Annotated in this window: 16 protein-coding genes and 1 tRNA gene; 12 read left to right on the forward strand and 5 right to left on the reverse strand. The window is 71.7% G+C overall.

Features of this window, described 5'->3' with window-relative positions; genetic code table 11:
- The first annotated feature begins 104 nt into the window (after positions 1–104).
- Positions 105–1,028, forward strand: a complete 924-nt coding sequence (locus HNR19_RS08450; RefSeq protein ID WP_179667499.1) for an alpha/beta fold hydrolase — start codon at positions 105–107, stop codon at positions 1,026–1,028.
- A 3-nt stretch (positions 1,029–1,031) separates the two neighbouring features.
- Here the strand turns inward: HNR19_RS08450 and aceE are convergent, their stop codons facing one another.
- Positions 1,032–3,776, reverse strand: a complete 2,745-nt coding sequence (aceE, locus tag HNR19_RS08455) for a pyruvate dehydrogenase (acetyl-transferring), homodimeric type (RefSeq protein ID WP_179667500.1) — start codon at positions 3,774–3,776, stop codon at positions 1,032–1,034.
- 166 nt (positions 3,777–3,942) lie between these two features.
- Here aceE and HNR19_RS08460 point away from each other — a divergent pair, with 166 nt between their 5' ends.
- The 6 genes from HNR19_RS08460 (at position 3,943) to HNR19_RS08485 (ending at position 8,148) form a co-directional block, all read left to right on the forward strand.
- Positions 3,943–4,371: a DUF3052 family protein gene (locus HNR19_RS08460; RefSeq protein WP_179667501.1), complete on the forward strand. Its 429-nt coding sequence runs from the start codon at positions 3,943–3,945 to the stop codon at positions 4,369–4,371.
- A 43-nt stretch (positions 4,372–4,414) separates the two neighbouring features.
- Complete coding sequence (locus tag HNR19_RS08465; RefSeq protein ID WP_179667502.1) at positions 4,415–6,019, forward strand: AMP-binding protein; 1,605 nt, start codon at positions 4,415–4,417, stop codon at positions 6,017–6,019.
- A complete protein-coding gene (locus tag HNR19_RS08470; RefSeq protein ID WP_179667503.1) occupies positions 6,016–6,513 on the forward strand; it encodes a redoxin domain-containing protein in 498 nt (165 codons plus the stop codon). The genes HNR19_RS08465 and HNR19_RS08470 overlap by 4 nt, the downstream gene beginning before the upstream one ends.
- Positions 6,514–6,707: 194 nt before the next feature.
- A tRNA-Val gene (locus tag HNR19_RS08475) sits at positions 6,708–6,781 on the forward strand.
- Positions 6,782–6,892: 111 nt separating this feature from the next.
- Positions 6,893–7,240 carry a hypothetical protein gene (locus HNR19_RS08480; RefSeq protein ID WP_179667504.1) on the forward strand — a complete coding sequence of 116 codons (348 nt, stop codon included), beginning with the start codon at positions 6,893–6,895 and terminating at the stop codon, positions 7,238–7,240.
- On the forward strand, positions 7,240–8,148 hold the full coding sequence (locus HNR19_RS08485) for a serine/threonine-protein kinase (RefSeq protein ID WP_179667505.1): 909 nt from the start codon (positions 7,240–7,242) through the stop codon (positions 8,146–8,148). Before HNR19_RS08480 ends, HNR19_RS08485 begins: the two co-directional genes overlap by 1 nt.
- Positions 8,149–8,157: 9 nt before the next feature.
- Here the strand turns inward: HNR19_RS08485 and HNR19_RS08490 are convergent, their stop codons facing one another.
- Genes HNR19_RS08490 through HNR19_RS08500 form a run of 3 tightly spaced genes read right to left on the reverse strand, consistent with a single transcriptional unit; the run spans position 8,158 to position 10,626 of the window.
- On the reverse strand, positions 8,158–8,829 hold the full coding sequence (locus tag HNR19_RS08490) for a response regulator (protein ID WP_179667506.1): 672 nt from the start codon (positions 8,827–8,829) through the stop codon (positions 8,158–8,160).
- Positions 8,814–10,301 (reverse strand): sensor histidine kinase, encoded by a 1,488-nt coding sequence (locus HNR19_RS08495; protein ID WP_343047109.1) that lies wholly within the window; start codon positions 10,299–10,301, stop codon positions 8,814–8,816. The genes HNR19_RS08490 and HNR19_RS08495 overlap by 16 nt, the downstream gene beginning before the upstream one ends.
- Positions 10,258–10,626 carry a hypothetical protein gene (locus tag HNR19_RS08500; protein ID WP_179667508.1) on the reverse strand — a complete coding sequence of 123 codons (369 nt, stop codon included), beginning with the start codon at positions 10,624–10,626 and terminating at the stop codon, positions 10,258–10,260. The genes HNR19_RS08495 and HNR19_RS08500 overlap by 44 nt, the downstream gene beginning before the upstream one ends.
- A 207-nt stretch (positions 10,627–10,833) precedes the next feature.
- On the opposite strand from HNR19_RS08500, the gene HNR19_RS08505 reads away from it, so the two are divergent.
- Positions 10,834–12,387: an AMP-binding protein gene (locus HNR19_RS08505; protein WP_179667509.1), complete on the forward strand. Its 1,554-nt coding sequence runs from the start codon at positions 10,834–10,836 to the stop codon at positions 12,385–12,387.
- A 26-nt stretch (positions 12,388–12,413) separates the two neighbouring features.
- Complete coding sequence (locus tag HNR19_RS08510) at positions 12,414–13,799, forward strand: cobyric acid synthase (protein ID WP_179667510.1); 1,386 nt, start codon at positions 12,414–12,416, stop codon at positions 13,797–13,799.
- Positions 13,800–13,803: 4 nt separating this feature from the next.
- On the opposite strand, the gene HNR19_RS08515 is transcribed toward HNR19_RS08510, so the two are convergent.
- Positions 13,804–13,956, reverse strand: a complete 153-nt coding sequence (locus HNR19_RS08515; protein ID WP_179667511.1) for a hypothetical protein — start codon at positions 13,954–13,956, stop codon at positions 13,804–13,806.
- Positions 13,957–14,099: 143 nt separating this feature from the next.
- Between HNR19_RS08515 and HNR19_RS08520 the strand changes: the two genes are divergently transcribed.
- The 3 genes from HNR19_RS08520 to HNR19_RS08530 are packed head-to-tail and all read left to right on the forward strand — an operon-like array spanning position 14,100 to position 17,138.
- Positions 14,100–15,221, forward strand: coding sequence for a Nif3-like dinuclear metal center hexameric protein (locus HNR19_RS08520; protein WP_179667512.1), 1,122 nt, complete (start codon positions 14,100–14,102; stop codon positions 15,219–15,221).
- Complete coding sequence (locus tag HNR19_RS08525; protein WP_343047110.1) at positions 15,218–15,967, forward strand: zinc ribbon domain-containing protein; 750 nt, start codon at positions 15,218–15,220, stop codon at positions 15,965–15,967. Before HNR19_RS08520 ends, HNR19_RS08525 begins: the two co-directional genes overlap by 4 nt.
- Positions 15,960–17,138, forward strand: a complete 1,179-nt coding sequence (locus HNR19_RS08530; RefSeq protein ID WP_179667513.1) for a bifunctional RNase H/acid phosphatase — start codon at positions 15,960–15,962, stop codon at positions 17,136–17,138. Before HNR19_RS08525 ends, HNR19_RS08530 begins: the two co-directional genes overlap by 8 nt.
- Positions 17,139–17,148 lie beyond the last annotated feature (10 nt).

A 17,148-nucleotide genomic window follows, 5' to 3' on the forward strand; every position in this document is an offset into this window, starting at 1 on the left:
TCTCGCACGCGACACCGACCGGCAGCGGCGTGGCGGGTGCCACGGCGACGCTCAGGACCACGTGGTTGAATCGCGAATCACCATCAGCGGGGAAGGGGCTGGAGATGGACGAGCCGCAGTTCGTGACCGTGCACGGCCACCGCCGCGCCTACGTCAAGCGGGGCAACGGCCCGGCGCTCCTGCTCCTGCACGGGCTCGCGTGCGACCACACCACCTGGGCGCCGGTCGTGGACCGATTGGCCGAGCGGTTCACCGTGATCGCGCCGGACTTCCTCGGCCACGGCCGCTCCGACAAGCCGCGCGCCGACTACACCGTCGCGGGCTACGCCAACGGGATGCGCGACCTGCTCACCGTGCTGGGCATCGACAAGGTCACCGTGGTCGGGCACAGCTTCGGCGGCGGCGTCGCGATGCAGTTCGCCTACCAGTTCCCCGAGCGCACCGAGCGGCTGATGCTGCTCAACGCCGGCGGGCTCGGCCGCGAGGTCACCCCACTGATCCGGGCGATCTCGCTGCCCGGCTGGATCTTCGCGTTCGGCGTGCTCACGATGCCCGGGCTGCGGCAGGCGGAGCAGCTGGCCCTGCGCCGGTTGCGCGACCTCGGGCTGCGGGAGACCCGCGACCTCGCCGAGGTCGCCGACATCCTCGAGAGCTTCGCCGACCCGCGCGCCCGGCGGGCGATCGTCCACCTCGTGCGCGCCGCGATCGACTGGCGCGGCCAGGTGCTGTCGATGCGCGACCGCGCCTACCTGACCGCCGAGATGCCGGTGCACGTGGTCTGGGGTCGCGACGACATGGTGATCCCGGTCAAGCACGCGGAGGAGCTGGCGACGCTCGCCCCGACCGCGGAGGTCACGATCTTCGACGACTCCGGCCACTTCCCGCACAAGGACGACCCCGAGCGGTTCGCCGACCTGCTCGTCGACTGGGTCGACCGCACCTCGCCCGCGACGTACTCGCGGGCGAAGTGGCGGCGACTCCTCAGGTCCGGGGCCCTTCCGCCGGTCGAGGCCGTAGCCACTGCCTAGCGGTCAGGCGTCGCCGCCCTCTTGCTTGACCCCGGCGACCGCGGTGGGGTCGTCGATCCGGTAGCGGTCGAACGCCTCCTTGACCTTCGCGGCGTCGATCTGGCCGGCGTCGGCAAGCGCCGCGAGCGCCTGGACGACGACCGACTGGGCGTCGATGTGGAAGAAGCGCCGCGCCGCGGGCCGGGTGTCGGCGAAGCCGAAGCCGTCGGCACCCAGGACCCGGTAGTCACCGGGGACCCAGCGCGCGATCTGCAGCGGCACCGCACGCATGTAGTCGGACACCGCGACGACGGGCTCGCTGCCCCCGCTGAGCTTCTCGGCGACGTACGGCGTCCGCGGCGCCTCGTTCGGGTGCAGCAGGTTCCACTCCTCGGCAGCGACGGCGTCGCGGGCCAGCTCGTTCCAGGAGGTGACCGACCAGGTCTCGGCCTGGACGCCCCACTCGTCGGCGAGGATCCGCTTCGCCTCCTCGACCCACGGGTAGGCGACGCCGGAGGCCATCAGCCGCACCTTCGGGCCGTCGCCCTCGGAGCTCGACGTCCAGTAGAGACCGCGCAGGATGCCCTCGACGTCGACGTTGTCGGGCTCCTTCGGCTGGTCGACCGGCTCGTTGTAGACGGTGAGGTAGTAGATGACGTTGTCGGGGTCCTCGCCGTACATCCGCTCGAGCCCGGCCTGCATGATGTGCGCGACCTCGTAGGCGAACGCCGGGTCGTAGTGCACGACCGCCGGGTTGGTCGCGGCGATCAGCGGCGAGTGCCCGTCGGCGTGCTGGAGGCCCTCGCCGGTCAGCGTCGTGCGGCCCGCGGTCGCGCCGATCAGGAAGCCGCGCGACATCTGGTCGGCCATCGCCCAGATCGAGTCACCGGTCCGCTGGAACCCGAACATCGAGTAGAAGATGTAGAACGGGATCATCGGCTCGCCGTGCGTGGCGTACGACGAGCCCGCGGCGATCGCCGAGCCCATCGCGCCCGCCTCGGAGATGCCCTCGTGGAGCAGCTGGCCCTGCGGCGACATCTTGTAGGCGAGCAGCAGCTTGCGGTCGACGGACTCGTACTGCTGGCCCGCTGGGTCGTAGACCTTGGCGGACGGGAACATCGAGTCCATGCCGAACGTGCGGTACTCGTCGGGCGCGATCGGCACGATGCGCTTGCCGATCTCGGGGTCCTTCATCCAGTCCTTGAGCAGCCGCACCGTCGCCATGGTGGTGGCGACCTTGTGCTTGCCGCCGCCCTGCTTGAGCTCGGAATAGACGCTGTCGCCGGGGAGCTTGAGCGGCTTCGAGCGGTCGACGCGCTGGGGCAGCGGGCCGCCGAGCTGGCGGCGCCGCTCCATCATGTAGTCGATCTCCGGCGAGTCCTTGCCCGGGTGGAAGAACGGCGCGGTGCCGGTCTCCTCGTAGGCCTTCTCCAGGTCGTGGTCGGAGACCGGGAGGTAGAGCCGGTCGCGGAACTTCTTCAGGTCGTCCTGAGTGAGCTTCTTCATCTGGTGGGTGGCGTTCTTGCCCTCCAGCGCCTCGATCGTCCAGCCCTTGATGGTCTTGGCGAGGATCACCGTCGGCTGGCCCACCTGCTTGGTCGCGGCGTCGAACGCGGCGTAGACCTTGCGGTAGTCGTGGCCGCCGCGCGGCAGCTTCTCGATCTGACGGTCGGTCATGTGCTCGACCATCGCCCGCAGCCGCGGGTCGGGGCCGAAGAAGTGCTCGCGGTTGTAGGCGCCGGACTCGACGGAGAACGTCTGGAACGCGCCGTCGGGCGTGGAGTTCATCTGGTTGACGAGCACGCCGTCGACGTCGCGCGCGAGCAGCTCGTCCCACTCGCGGCCCCAGATCACCTTGATCACGTTCCAGCCGGCGCCGCGGAAGTTGGCCTCCAGCTCCTGGATGATCTTCCCGTTGCCGGTGACCGGGCCGTCGAGCTGCTGGAGGTTGCAGTTGACGACCCACACCAGGTTGTCGAGCTCCTCGCGGGCGGCGACGCGGATCGCGCCGAGCGACTCCGGCTCGGCCATCTCACCGTCGCCGAGGAACGCCCACACGCGCTGCTGGCTGGTGTCCTTGATGCCGCGGTTGTGCAGGTAGCGGTTGAACCGCGCCTGGTAGATCGAGTTGATGCCGGTGAGCCCCATCGAGACGGTCGGGAACTCCCAGAAGTCCGGCATCAGCCGGGGGTGGGGGTACGACGACAGGCCGGCGCCCGTGCCGTGCTGGACCTCCTGGCGGAACCGGAAGAGCTGCTCCTCGTTGAGTCGGCCCTCGAGGAACGCGCGGGCGTAGATGCCGGGGGAGGCGTGACCCTGGATGAAGATCTGGTCGCCGCCGCCAGGGTGGTCCTTGCCGCGGAAGAAGTGGTTGAAGCCGACCTCGTAGAGGCTGGCGGACGACTGGTAGGTGGCGATGTGGCCGCCGACCTCGAGGCCCTTGCGGTTGGCAGCCGACACCATCACGGCCGCGTTCCAGCGGATGAACGCCCGGATCCGGCGCTCGACGTCCTCGTCGCCGGGGAACCACGGCTCCCGCTCCGGCGGGATCGTGTTGATGTAGTCGGTGCTGCGCAGGGCCGGCACTCCGACCTGGGTCTGGCGGGCGCGCTCGAGGAGCCGCAGCATCACGTAGCGGGCGCGGTCGCGGCCTCGCTGCTCGAGCATCGCGTCGAAGGAGTCGATCCACTCCTGGGTCTCGCCGGGGTCGATGTCGGGCAGCTGGGTCGGCAGGCCCTCGTGGATGACAGAAGGGGTGTTCTGGGTCACGCCTGCAATCGTCCCACTGAACCGGTCACCGGGGAATTTACCCAGCAGTAGCCTGGCGGCCGCGGGCCGCGCGGCGCGCCGGAGGGGCGGATGGGTTGCCCTTTCGCGCCGACTCCGCTGGACTACTCCGCAACCTGACCGTCTGTCGCACCTGGAGGAACTGACCGTGAGCTCGACCGCTGGTGGCGGTGCTGCACCGACCAGCCCCGTCGACCGCCTGGGACTCAAGCCCGGGATGGTCGTTCAGGAACTCGGCTGGGACCAGGACACGGACGACGAGCTGCGGGTCGCGATCGAGGACGCGATCGACGGCGACATGGTCGACGGTGACTACGGCAACGTGGTCGACGTCGTCATGGTGTGGTGGCGCGACGACGACGGCGACCTGGTCGACGGACTGGTGGACGCGCTGACCGACCTCGTCGGCGGCGGCGTGATCTGGCTGCTGACGCCGAAGGTCGGCCGGCCGGGCGCGGTCGACCCGGCCGACGTCGCGGAGGCGGCGCCCATCGCTGGCCTGTCGCAGACCACCACGGCGGCGGTCAGCCGCGACTGGGTGGCGACCCGGCTGGTGGCCCCCAAGACCGTCTCCTGAGCAGGTGTCCGGCGCCGCGGCAGGACGCGATAGTTTCGACCGCATGGGAACGATCAGCGCGAGGGTGCGCGACGCCGCGACGAGCGTCAAGATCCTGACCGAGTCCGGCATCGTCCGGCCCTACTCGCCGGTGGTCCTGGCGGGGATGCTCAAGACGCTGAAGACCTGGGGCACCGCGCCCGCGGGCGGCTTCAAGACGATGGCGCTGCGGCGACCCGACCGGACCGCGATCATCGACGAGCTCGGTTCGCTGACGTTCGCCGAGGTGCACGACCGCACCAACCGGCTGGCCAACGCGCTCGCCGCGCGCGGGGTGAAGACCGGTGATGGCGTCGCCGTCATGTGCCGCAACCACCGCGGCTTCATCGAGGCGTCGATCGCGATCAGCAAGCTCGGCGCCGACGTCCTCTACCTCAACACCGCGTTCGCGGGCCCGCAGCTGGCCGACGTGGTCGAGCGCGAGAAGCCGCGCGTCGTCATCTACGACGAGGAGTTCGAGAGCCTGCTCTCGGGCGTCGACATCAACGACCGGGTGGTCGCCTGGACCGACGGCGAGGCCGGTCCCGACACCCTCGAGGGCCTGATCGGCTCCGGCTCCGCGACCGAGCCCACGCCTCCGTCGCGGATGGGCCGCACCATCATCCTGACCTCCGGCACCACCGGTACGCCGAAGGGCGCGCCCCGCCCGCAGGGCGGCATCCCGGCTGCGGTGTCGCTGCTCTCGCGGATGCCGCTGCGCAGCGGCTGGACCTGCTACGTCGCCGCGCCGCTGTTCCACACCTGGGGCTTCGCCCACTACCAGCTCGCGATGCTGCTCGGCACCACCCTGGTGCTCAACCGCAAGTTCGACCCCGAGACCGCGCTGGACATCCTCGAGAAGCACGAGTGCGAGTCGTTCGCGGTGATCCCCGTGATGCTGCAGCGCATCCTCGCGCTGCCGGAGGAGACGCTCGCGAAGCACTCGCTGCCGAAGCTGCAGGCCGTCGCCTCCTCCGGGTCGGCGCTCCCCGGCGACCTCCCGACGCAGTGGATGGACCGGTTCGGCGACAACCTCTACTCGACCTACGGCTCCACGGAGATCGCCTGGGCGAGCATCGCCTCTCCGCAGGACCTCCGCGAGGCTCCCGGAACCGCCGGGCGACTGCCGCTCAACACCGTGGTCCGGATCTACGACGCCGACGGCAAGGAGGTGCCGGCGGGGGAGCCCGGCCGGATCTTCGTGGGCAACGACCTCCAGATCGAGGGCTACACCGGTGGTGGCGGCAAGGAGATGATCGACGGCCTGATGTCCTCCGGCGACGTCGGCCGGTTCGACTCCGAAGGCCGTCTCTTCGTCGAGGGCCGCGACGACGAGATGATCGTGTCCGGGGGTGAGAACGTCTTCCCCAAGGAGGTCGAGGACTGCCTCGCCACCCACCCCGCCGTGACCGAGGTGGCCGCGCTGGGCGTGGACGACGACGACTTCGGCAAGCGGCTGCGTGCGTTCGTCGTCCGCAGCGACGAGTCCGTGACCGAGGACGACCTGAAGGGGTGGGTCAAGCAGAACCTCGCGCGCTACAAGGTGCCGCGCGAGATCGTGTTCCTCGACGAGCTGCCCCGCAACGCGACCGGCAAGGTCCTCAAGCGGGAGCTGGCGGAGCACGAGTGAGCGACTCCGTCCACTCCGGTCTCGAGCTCGGCGGCCCGGCGCCCGACTTCACGCTGCGTGACCAGTTCGGGCAGGACGTCAGCCTCTCGTCCTTCCGCGGCGAGAAGGCGGTCGCTCTGCTGTTCTACCCGTTCGCGTTCAGCGGCGTGTGCACGGGCGAGATGTCGGGCATCCGGACCCGCCTCGACGAGTTCGTCACCTTCGACACCGAGGTCATCGCGATCTCGTGCGACCCGGTCTACGCGCTCCGCGCGTTCGCCGACGCCGACGGCATCAACTTCCCCCTGCTCAGCGACTTCTGGCCGCACGGGGCCGTCTCGACGGCGTACGGCGTGTTCGACGAGAGCAACGGCGGGCCGCGCCGGTCGTCGTACATCGTCGACAAGGCCGGCAACCTCACCTGGGCCGTCCACAACCCCGCCGCGCAGGGCCGCGACCTTGAGGAGCACCTCGCCCGCCTGCACGAGGCAGCCGAGGCCGCGACGAGCGTCTGAGCCGCCGCGCTCGGCGCCCGGGGTAGTCCGAACGGACTACGTTACTCATCACTTCGGATGATTTTCGGGCCGAGCCCTTGGAAGGCCGCGGCCGCGTGGATATCGTTCTTCTCGTTGAACCGCTGGTGACCCGAGACGCCAGCGGTTCGACTCATTTCAGGAGTCGGCGCGCCGGCCGGTAGGGTGCCGCCCGCGGGCGCATAGCTCAGTTGGTTAGAGCGCTTCCCTTACAAGGAAGATGTCGGGAGTTCGAGTCTCTCTGCGCCCACCGAGGACGCACGTGGGTGAGAGGGCTCTCATCCGTGACTCATGGGCACCTCACCGCGGGCCGGGAGTCTTCCTGGTGTCAGCTCAAGACACCACGGAAGGACACACCACGATGAAGATCAAGCTGCTGCCGCCGGCCGTCGTCGGCCTCGCCGGGCTGGTGACCGCCGGCCTGATCGCGATGCCGGGCTCGGCCGGTGCCCAGGAGTTCGCGAAGCGCGACGACGACGGCGCCGACGTCGTGCTCGTCTCCGACGATGACGACGAGAACGACGACGACCGCCTCGCCCGCGACGACGACTCGAGGTCGCGGAGCAACAGCCGCACGGGCAGCCGGAGCGGCCGCGACAACAGCCGCAACCGGGCCTCGAAAGACTGGACCCGCGACGGCACGAACTCGCGCAAGCGGGACTGGTCGCGCAACAACACCAACGACCGCTCGCGCCACAACACGCGCTGATGTCCGGCACCCGCGAAGAGACCGAGCTGTCGAGCTGGGACCTCCACCGCGGCGACGCGATCACCCCCGAGCTGACCGCCCTGCGGCTGCTCGGGGGCGGTTCGTCGTACGAGGCGTTCCTGGCGTTCGACGAGATCACCTACGGACCCGTCGTGGTGAAGGTCGTCCGGCCGGCGGAGGTAGACGACCCCGACACGCTCGACGGCCTCGAGCGGGAGGCGCGGGCGCTCGACGTCGCGCACCACCCCGTCGTGGCGCGCGGGCTGCGCCACGACGCCGACGGCCCCCGGCCGCACCTGGTGCTCGAGCACGTCGAGGGGCCGTCGCTGGCGAAGCTGATCCGCCGGCACGGACGGCTGAGCGAGCAGCAGTACCTGCCGCTGGCGATCGACCTCGCGTCCGCCCTGCACTTCTTCCGGCACGCCGACGTGTGCCACCTCGACATCAAGCCGAGCAACATCATCATGGGCTCGCCGGCCCGGCTCATCGACCTGTCGGTGGCGCGGCCCGCGGACAGCGCCGCCGAGATCACGGCGATCATCGGCACGGACGCCTACCTCGCGCCCGAGCAGGCGGACCCGGGCGGCCGCCACGGCGTGCCCGGCTACGCCTCCGACGTCTGGGGCGTGGGCTCGACGCTGTTCCACGCGATCGCGGGGGAGCGGCCGTTCCGGTCGGGCGACAGGTCCTCCAGGGACCCGTCGGTCAGCCACCCGCAGCTCGTCGACGAGCCGGGTGAGCTGCCGGGGCGGGTGGCCCCCGAGGTCCGCAAGGTGGTCGCTGCCTGCCTGGAGAAGCGGCCCGCCGACCGGCCGCTCCCGCACGAGGTCGCCGAGGCGCTCGAGCCGGTGCTGGCGCGCCAGCCGGCGCCGCGGCTGACGTTCAAGGTCAACGCCCGCCCGGTGTGAGCGACCGCGTCACGGCTCGAACCGGTAGCCCATCCCACGAACCGTGGTGATGGACTCCGGTCCGAGCTTGCGGCGCAGGTAGCCGACGTACACGTCGACCACGTTGGACCCGGGGTCGAAGTCGAGGCCCCACACGTGGTCGAGGAGCTGCTCGCGCGAGAGGACCTGGCCGGCGTTGACGAGGAACATCTCGGCCAGGGCGAACTCCCGCGCCGACAGGTCGATCTCCTTGCCCGCCACGGTGGCGCGCCGCGTCCGCAGGTCGAGTCGTACGGCGCCCGCGGTGAGCGCGTCGGGACGCCCGCCGTCGCCTCCGCCGGCGGCGGCGCGCAGCCGCAGCTTGATCCGGGCGTTGAGCTCGGCGAACCGGAACGGCTTCGGCATGTAGTCGTCGGCGCCGCCCTCGAGGGCCGCCACCGTGTCGGTCACCGAGTCGCGTGCGGTCAGCACGATGACCGGGACCCGCGACCCCTGGGAGCGGAGCTGGTCGAGCAGCTCGAACCCGTCGAGCCCCGGGAGCCCGATGTCGAGCACGACGAGGTCGATGTCGCCGCTGAGGGCGTGGTCGAGCCCGGTCGGGCCGTCCTCGGCCGTGATCGTGGTGTGGCCCTCCGCGCGGAGGCCCTTGGCCACGAACGACGCGATCCGGTGCTCGTCCTCGACGATCAGGATGCGGGCCACGGGCTCTCCTCCTCCAACGGCCGGACGGCCGGCAGGTCGATCACGAACAGGGCGCCGCGGGGGCGCCCCGGCGGCGGGTCGTCGGCGTAGGCGCGGCCACCGTGGGCCTCGGCGATCGCGGCCACGATCGAGAGGCCGAGTCCGAACCCCTCGTCGTTTGATCGGACCGCTGCGCGGCCGAAGCGGTCGAAGATCCGCTCGCGGTCCTCTGGCGGAACGCCGTCGCCGGAGTCGCGCACCCAGCAGCGGACCCGGCCGTCCCCGACCTCGGCGCCGATGCCGATCTCGTCGCCGGCGTCGGTGTGCTTGACCGCGTTGTCGGCCAGCTGGAGGAGCGCCTGGGTGATCCGCTGCTCGTCGAGGACCACGCGCGCGCCGGCGTCGTCGTACGGCGTGTCGAGCACCCAGCGCCGATCGCCGAGGGCGCGGGCCTTCGCCACCACCGACGCCGCCAGGTCGCCGAGGTCGGTCTCGCGCGGAGCGAGGAAGTCGGGACGGCCGGTCTTGGCGAGCAGGATCAGGTCGCCGACCAGCCGGGCCATCCGGTCGACCTCGTCGAGCAGCAGGGTGCGGGTCTCGGCGACCTCCTCCGGGCTGCCCGCGTCGAGCAGCTCGAGGTGCCCGCGCAGGACGGTGAGCGGCGTGCGCAGCTCGTGGCCGGCGTCGTCGAGGAACTGCCGCTGGCCGACGAACGCCGCCTCGAGCCGGTCGAGCATCGTGTTGACCGTGCGGGTGAGGGCGGTGATGTCGTCGTTGCCGGTCTCGGGGATGCGCTGCGACAGGTCGGTGGCGCTGATGTCGTCGGCCGTCCGGCGCAGCGTCCGGAGCGGGCGGAGCAGCCGGCCCGCCTGCCACCACGCGACCCAGGTGATGATGAACAGCGACAGCAGGGCGACGATCGCGTAGGTGCGCATCGTGGCAGCGAGCTCGGCCCGGTCCTCGTCGAGGTAGGCGACCACGAGGAGGGCCCCAGTGACCTTGCCCTGCCGCACCGGCTGGCTGGTGATCCGCACCTCACCGCGCGCGGTGTCGAGGTACGCGCTGCCGCCCTCGGTGACCAAGGGCTCCGCGGTCGCGCGGAAGGCGGGGTCGGCGACGAGGTCATCACGCGGGAACCAGTACTCCGGGGCGTCCTCGACCCAGCCGACGAGCAGTTCGTCGTTGTCGGGCACGTTGCGTTCGAGGAACGTGAAGAGCAGGGACGGCACGTCGAAAGGCCGTCCGGTCCGCGGGTCGATGCCCTCGGACTCCAGCCGGGTGAACTCGTCGAGCTCCTGCTCGACCTCGCGCTGCACGGAGTTGTCGATGCGCTCGCGCTCCACGACGTAGACGATCACCCCGGCGCCGGCCAGAGCGACGGTCACCAGCAACGCGACCGCAGTCGCGATCCTGGTCCGGACCGACCAGCCGGCGCGGCGGGAGGCGGGATCAGTCGTCCCCGTCCCCGTCATCGTCGTCGTCCCCGTCGTCACCGCCGTCGTCCCCCTCCTCGCCGGTCGTGCCGTGGTCGTCGCCCGAGTCATCATCGCCGTCCTCGTAGGGCTTCGGCGAGACGACGTGGTCGTCAGGGTCGTTGACGTCGTCGTCGGACGAGCCGTTGCGGCTCTCGCCGGACCTCGGGCCGGGGGACGGGGAGGGGGCATCGCTCGGGGCCTGGCTCTCGTCGCCCTCGCGAAGCACGATCGGCTGACGAGGAAGTGGATCGTCGTCGGCGGCGCTCGCCAGGGACCCCACGACGAATCCGCCGAGCGGTAGCACGACCGCCAGGGCGAGCAGGATCTTCCACGGGAGGCTCATGTCGCCAACGATCCTGCCCCAAGGTGGTGCGGGGGTGAGAGCCCGATGAGAGCTCTCTCATGGCGCGGACCGGTCGTCGTGCGGCGCGCGCCGTTCGCCGATCGGCGGCGGCCGCTCGTCCTACCCACGGTCCAGGCAACCTCTTCGCAACCCCGGCGGTGCCTAGAGTGGCGACGATCACAGACTTCGCGCAGGGGAGGCACGCCCATGTTCGTCCCGTTCAGCGTCAACGACTTCCTCGACCGCGCCGTGCAGGTGTACGGCGACCGGGTCGGGGTGGTCGACGAGCCGGACCAGCCCGCGCCCAGCCAGGGTTCGCTCACCTACCGCGAGATCGGGGAGCTCGCCCGGCGGCAGGCTGCGCGGCTCGACGAGCTCGGCCTCGAGGTCGGCGACCGCGTGGCCGTGGTGAGCCACAACAGCAGCCGGCTGCTCACCTCGTTCTTCGGCGTGTGCGGGTGGGGCCGGGTGCTGGTGCCGGTGAACTTCCGGCTGCGCCCCGACGAGGTGCAGTACATCGTCGAGCACTCCGGAGCACGGGTCTTGTACGTCGACCCCGAGCTCGAGGACGCGCTCAAGGGCGTGGACTGCGAGATGAAGTTCGTGCTCGGCACCGACGAGGACCTCTACGCCGCGCCCGGCGCCGAGCCGCGGCCGTGGGAGCACGACGAGGCGGCGACCGCGACGATCAACTACACCTCGGGCACGACGGCCCGGCCCAAGGGCGTGCAGATCACGCACCGCAACATCTGGACCAACGCCGTGACGTTCGGGCTGCACACGACGATCAGCGACCGCGACGTCTACCTGCACACGCTGCCGCAGTTCCACGCCAACGGCTGGGGGATGCCGTTCGCCATGACCGGCGTGGGTGCCCGGCACGTGATCCTGCGGAAGGTCGACGGCGCGGAGATCCTGCGCCGCGTGCGCGACAAGGGCGTGACGATGATGTGCGCCGCACCGGCCGTCGCGGCCGCCGTACTGGACGCGGCGCAGACGTGGGAGGGCGAGATCCCCGGCCGCGACCGGGTGCGGATCGTGATGGCCGGCGCGCCGCCGCCGACGAAGACCGTCGTGCGGGTGCAGGAGGAGCTGGGCTGGGAGTTCATCCAGATCTACGGCCTCACCGAGACCTCCCCGGTGCTGACCGTCAACCGCAGCCGCGAGGAGTGGGACGACCTGTCCGCCGAGGAGCGCGCGGTCCGGCTGACCCGCGCCGGGGCGCCGGCGCTCGGCGTCACGCTGCGCACCGACGAGTCGGCCGAGGGCTCCGGCGAGGTGCTGGCCCGGTCCAACGTGGTGCTCGAGGGCTACTGGGAGCAGCCGGAGGAGACCGCGAAGGCGCTCGAGGGCGGTTGGTTCCACACCGGCGACGGCGGCTTCATCGGCGAGGACGGCTACCTGACCATCGCCGACCGCAAGAAGGACGTGATCATCACCGGCGGCGAGAACGTCTCGTCGATCGAGGTCGAGGACGCCCTGTTCTCGCACCCGGCCGTCGCCGAGGTCGCGGTGATCGGCGTGCCCAGCGAGAAGTGGGGCGAGACGATCAAGGCACTCGTCGTGCTCAGCGCCGACGCCGAGCCCGGCCCGGACACCGAGGCCGACCTGATCAGGTGGTGCAAGGAGCGGCTCGCCGGCTACAAGGCGCCCACGTCCGTCGAGTTCCGCGACGAGCTCGCGCGGACGGCGACCGGGAAGCTGCAGAAGTTCAAGCTGCGCGCGCCCTACTGGGAGGGACGCGACCGCCAGGTCAACTAGCGCGGCCCATGCCCTAGCCTCGCGGCGTGACCGCTCTCCTCGTCGCCGGCATGTCCTCCGACGCGGGCAAGAGCGTGGTGGTGACCGGGCTGTGCCGCGCGCTGGTACGGCGCGGGATCCGGGTGGCGCCGTACAAGGCGCAGAACATGTCCAACAACTCGATGGTCGTGCCCCTCGGGACCGGTGACGGCTACGGCGAGATCGGGCGCGCGCAATGGGTGCAGGCCCGCGCAGCCGGCGCCGAGCCCGAGGTCGCGATGAACCCGGTGCTGCTGAAGCCCGGCAGCGACCGGCGCAGCCACGTCGTGCGGATGGGGCTGCCGGACGGTGAGGTCTCGGCGCGCGACTGGACGTCCGGACGGGAACGGCTGGCGACGACGGCGCACGCGGCGTTCGACGACCTCCGGTCCCGCTACGACGTCGTGGTGGCCGAGGGCGCGGGCAGTCCTGCCGAGATCAACCTGCGCGAGTCCGACTACGTGAACATGGGGCTCGCACGGCACGGCGACGTGCCGACCGTGGTCGTGGGCGACATCGACCGCGGCGGCTGGTTCGCGTCGGCCTACGGCACGCTCATGCTCCTCGACGACGCGGACCGGGCGCTGGTGAAGGGCTTCGTCGTCAACAAGTTCCGCGGCGACGTCGGGCTGCTGCGGCCCGGGCTCGCCGACCTCGAGCAGCGCACCGGCCTGCCGACGTTCGGCGTGCTGCCGTGGCACCCCGACCTGTGGCTCGACTCCGAGGACGCGCTCGACCTCGACGGCCGTCGTGCCCGCGAGGCGACCCGGACGGTCGCGGTGGTGCGGCTGCCGCGGATCAGCAACTTCACCGACGTCGACGCGCTCGGGCTCGAGCCGGACCTGGACGTCGTGTTCGTCTCCGACCCGCGCCGCCTGGCCGAGGCCGACCTGGTCGTGCTGCCGGGGACCCGGGCGACGACCGCCGACCTGGCCTGGCTGCGCGAGCGCGGCCTCGACGCCGCGATCCTGCGCCACGCCCGCGCCGGGCGGCCGGTGCTCGGCATCTGCGGCGGCTGCCAGATGCTCGGCCGCACCATCGCCGACCCGGACGGCGTCGAGGGGCCGCCCGGAGTCGTGGACGGTCTCGGCCTGCTCGACGTCGAGACCGTGTTCTCGCCGGACAAGACGCTGCGCCTGCACGAGCCGGCGGGCTACGAGATCCACCACGGCCGGATCTCCGGTACGACGACCGCGGGCGCCGTCACGGGCACGATGGCGCACGGCGCGCTCGAGGACGACGGCCTGCGGGCGTCGTACCTCCGCGACGCCCTGGGCGTCGAGTCCGCGGCGTCGTTCCCCGCTGCTCGCGAGCGGCGGCTCGACCTGCTGGGCGACCTGGTCGAGGAGCACCTCGACGTCGAGGCGCTGCTCGACCTGGCGCGCCGCGGCTGATTGGTCAGGCGGCCAGCGGGACGCTGCCGGGCAGCGCGCTGACCTGGCACGCGCAGGTGTCGCTGCACGGCAGGTAGGTGTGGACGGCGTGGCCACAGCCCGCGCACGGCAGGTCGTGGGAGAGGTGCGTCGGGGTGGTGTGCTCGGTGTCCCACATGGTCGTGCCTCCTTGTCGTGCGGGCTCGGGGTGCTCTTGCCCTGTCCACGAACCGGAGTCCGCGATTTCGACACCTCGGCGGAAACTTTTCCGCGCCGCTGCCGCCCCGATCCCGCTCGTGCCGCCCCGCTAGCCTCTGCGGCATGCCTGCGCTGAAGGACGTCGTCGACCTGATCCACGGGTGGTACCCGCCCGAGACCGCGGAGGACTGGGACGCCGTCGGGCTCGTGTGGGGCGATCCCGCGCAGAACGTGAAGCGGGTGCTCCTCGCCGTCGATCCCGCGCCCGCGGTCGCCGAGGAGGCCGCGGACTGGAAGGCCGACCTGGTGATCGTCCACCACCCGCTCTTCCTCAAGCCGGTCAACGGGTTCGCCGCGACGACACCCAAGGGCCGCACGCTGAGCACGCTCGCGAAGGCCGGCTGTGCGCTGCTGACAGCGCACACCAACGCCGACCAGGCCGCCGGCGGGGTGTCGGAGGCGCTGGCGAAGGCGATCGGGCTCACCGACCTCGCTCCGCTGGTGCCGGCCGTGGGGGAGCCGGTCGACAAGCTGACGACCTTCGTCCCGACCGACGCCGCCCCGCCGGTGCGGGCGGCGCTGGCCGAGGCGGGCGCCGGCCGGATCGGCGACTACGACTTCGCGTCGTACACGAGCGGTCCCGGCGAGGGCAGGTTCCGCCCTCTCGACGGCGCCAACCCGATGATCGGCAAGGTCGGCGAGCTGGAGACGGTGGAGGAGGTCCGCGTCGAGGTCGTGCTCGCCCGGCACCTGCGACCCCGGGTGGTGGCGGCTCTGCTCGCCGCCCACCCCTACGAGAAGCCGGCCTACGACGTCGTCGAGCTCGCCGACCCCGGCATCACCACGACGGGCACCGGCCGGGTCGGGAACCTCCCGCCGGTCACGCTGGCGGAGTTCGCGGAGCACGTGGCCGCTGTGCTCCCGCTGACCCAGCACGGTGTACGCGTGGCCGGCGACCCGGGCCGCGTGGTCAAGAGGGTCGCGGTCTGCGGGGGAGCGGGCGACTTCCTGCTGGACCGGGTCGCCCGCAGCGACGTCGACGTCTACCTGACCAGCGACCTGCGCCACCACCCCGCCGCCGAGTTCGTGGAGAAGGGCGGCCCCGCGCTGGTCGACGTCGCCCACTGGGCGGCGGAGTCCACCTGGCTCCCCGTCGTCGCCGGGATGCTCGAGCAGGCCCTCGGCGCCGACGTCGAGACCCGGGTGAGCACCGTGGTCACCGACCCGTGGACAATGCGCCTGTGAAGGCCGACCCGAACGCCCAGCTCAAGCTGCTCGACCTGCAGGGAGTCGACTCCGAGGTCGACCAGCTGCGCCACCGCCTCGGGAACCTCCCGCAGGAGGCGGAGATCAAGGAGCTGACCCGGTCCCGCGGCGTCACCCTCGGCAAGCTGCGCGACCAGCAGATCGTCGTCGACGACCTCGCGGCCGCGCAGGAGAAGGCCGACGCCGACGTCGAGCAGGTCAAGGCGCGGCGCCAGCGCGACCAGCAGCGCATCGACTCCGGCGCCATCGCCAACCCCAAGGACATCGAGCGGATGCAGCACGAGATGGAGACGCTGGAGCGTCGGATCTCGGTGCTGGAGGACGAGGAGCTCGAGGTCATGGAGCAGCTCGAGGAGGCGCAGGGCCTGCTGCGGCGCCTCCAGGAGGAGATGCACGCGACCGACGAGCGCCTCGCCGAGCTGACCGGGGCCCGCGACGTGCAGGCCGGCGAGGTCAAGGCCGAGCTGGCACTCGTCGAGACCCGGCGCGCGCCGATCGTCGCCGAGCTGCCCGACGACCTGCTCGCTCTCTACGAGAAGCTCCGCGCCAGCAAGGGCGGCGTCGGCGCCGCGGCGCTGCGCGCCCGCCAGTGCGGCGGGTGCATGCTCACCCTCGACCCGTCCGAGATCGCCCGCATCAAGGGGCTCGGCGACGACGAGGTCGTGCGGTGCGAGGAGTGCCAGCGGATCCTGGTCCGCACCTCCGAGAGCGGCCTCGGTGCCTGATCCTGGTCGTCACCGGTCGGTCCTGATCGAGGCCGACGGCGGCTCCCGCGGCAACCCCGGCCCCGCGGCGTACGGCGCCGTCCTCAAGGACGCCGAGACCGGCGAGGTCATCGCGGAGGAGGGCACGACCATCGGGGTCGCGTCCAACAACGTCGCCGAGTACTCCGGCCTGATCGCCGGGCTCCGGATGGCGGCGGAGCTCGCGCCGGACGCCGACGTCGAGGTCCGGATGGACTCCAAGCTGGTGGTCGAGCAGATGAGCGGGCGCTGGAAGGTCAAGCACCCCGCCATGAAGCCGCTCGCGCTCGAGGCCAGCCGGCTCGCCCCGTCCGGCACGACCTACACCTGGGTGCCGCGCGAGCAGAACAAGCACGCCGACCGGCTCGCCAACGAGGCCCTCGACGGCAAGCGGTCGGGCGTCACGGTCGCGGGAGAGGACCCCTACCGCGAGCCGGCGGACGAGGCCGAGTCGCTCATCGAGGAGGTCGAGGAGCCGGCGGCCGAGCCGGGCATCACCGGTACGACGACGCTGGTGCTGGTGCGGCACGGCGTCACCGAGCACACCTCGTCCAAGCGGTTCTCCGGAGGACTCGGCGGCGCCAACCCCGGACTGAGCGAGGAGGGCCGGGCGCAGGCGCTGGCCACCGCCGAGTGGCTCAAGGAGCGGGGGATCGGCGTCGACACCGTCGTCGCGTCTCCCGTGCGCCGCACCCGCGAGACGGCCGACATCGTCGCCGCCGCGCTCGACCTCGGGGTCGAGGAGGAGCCCGGCTTCGCCGAGATGGAGTTCGGCGAGTGGGACGGGCTGACCTTCGTCGAGGTCATGGAGAAGGACAAGGACGCCTTCCAGGCCTGGGTCTCGGACATGGCGGCCGCGCCGCCCGGCGGCGAGTCCTTCCACGCCGTGGAGGAGCGGGTGCTCGCCGCACTCACCCGCCTCGTCGCCGCCCACGCCGGGGAGACCCTGGTGGTCGTCAGCCACGTGACGCCGATCAAGACCCTGGTCGCCCACGCGCTCGGCGCACCGCTCGAGGCGGTGTTCCGGATGGACCTCCAGCCGGCCGCCGTGTCCATCGTGTCGTTCTTCCCCGACCACCGCACGGGCGAGCGGCGCGGGGCGCTCAAGCTCTACAACGCGCTTCCGGCCGCCCGCACCGACGGTCCGCTCTGACGGCCGCTCG

This window comes from Nocardioides thalensis, assembly GCF_013410655.1.
Lineage (GTDB): Bacteria > Actinomycetota > Actinomycetes > Propionibacteriales > Nocardioidaceae > Nocardioides > Nocardioides thalensis.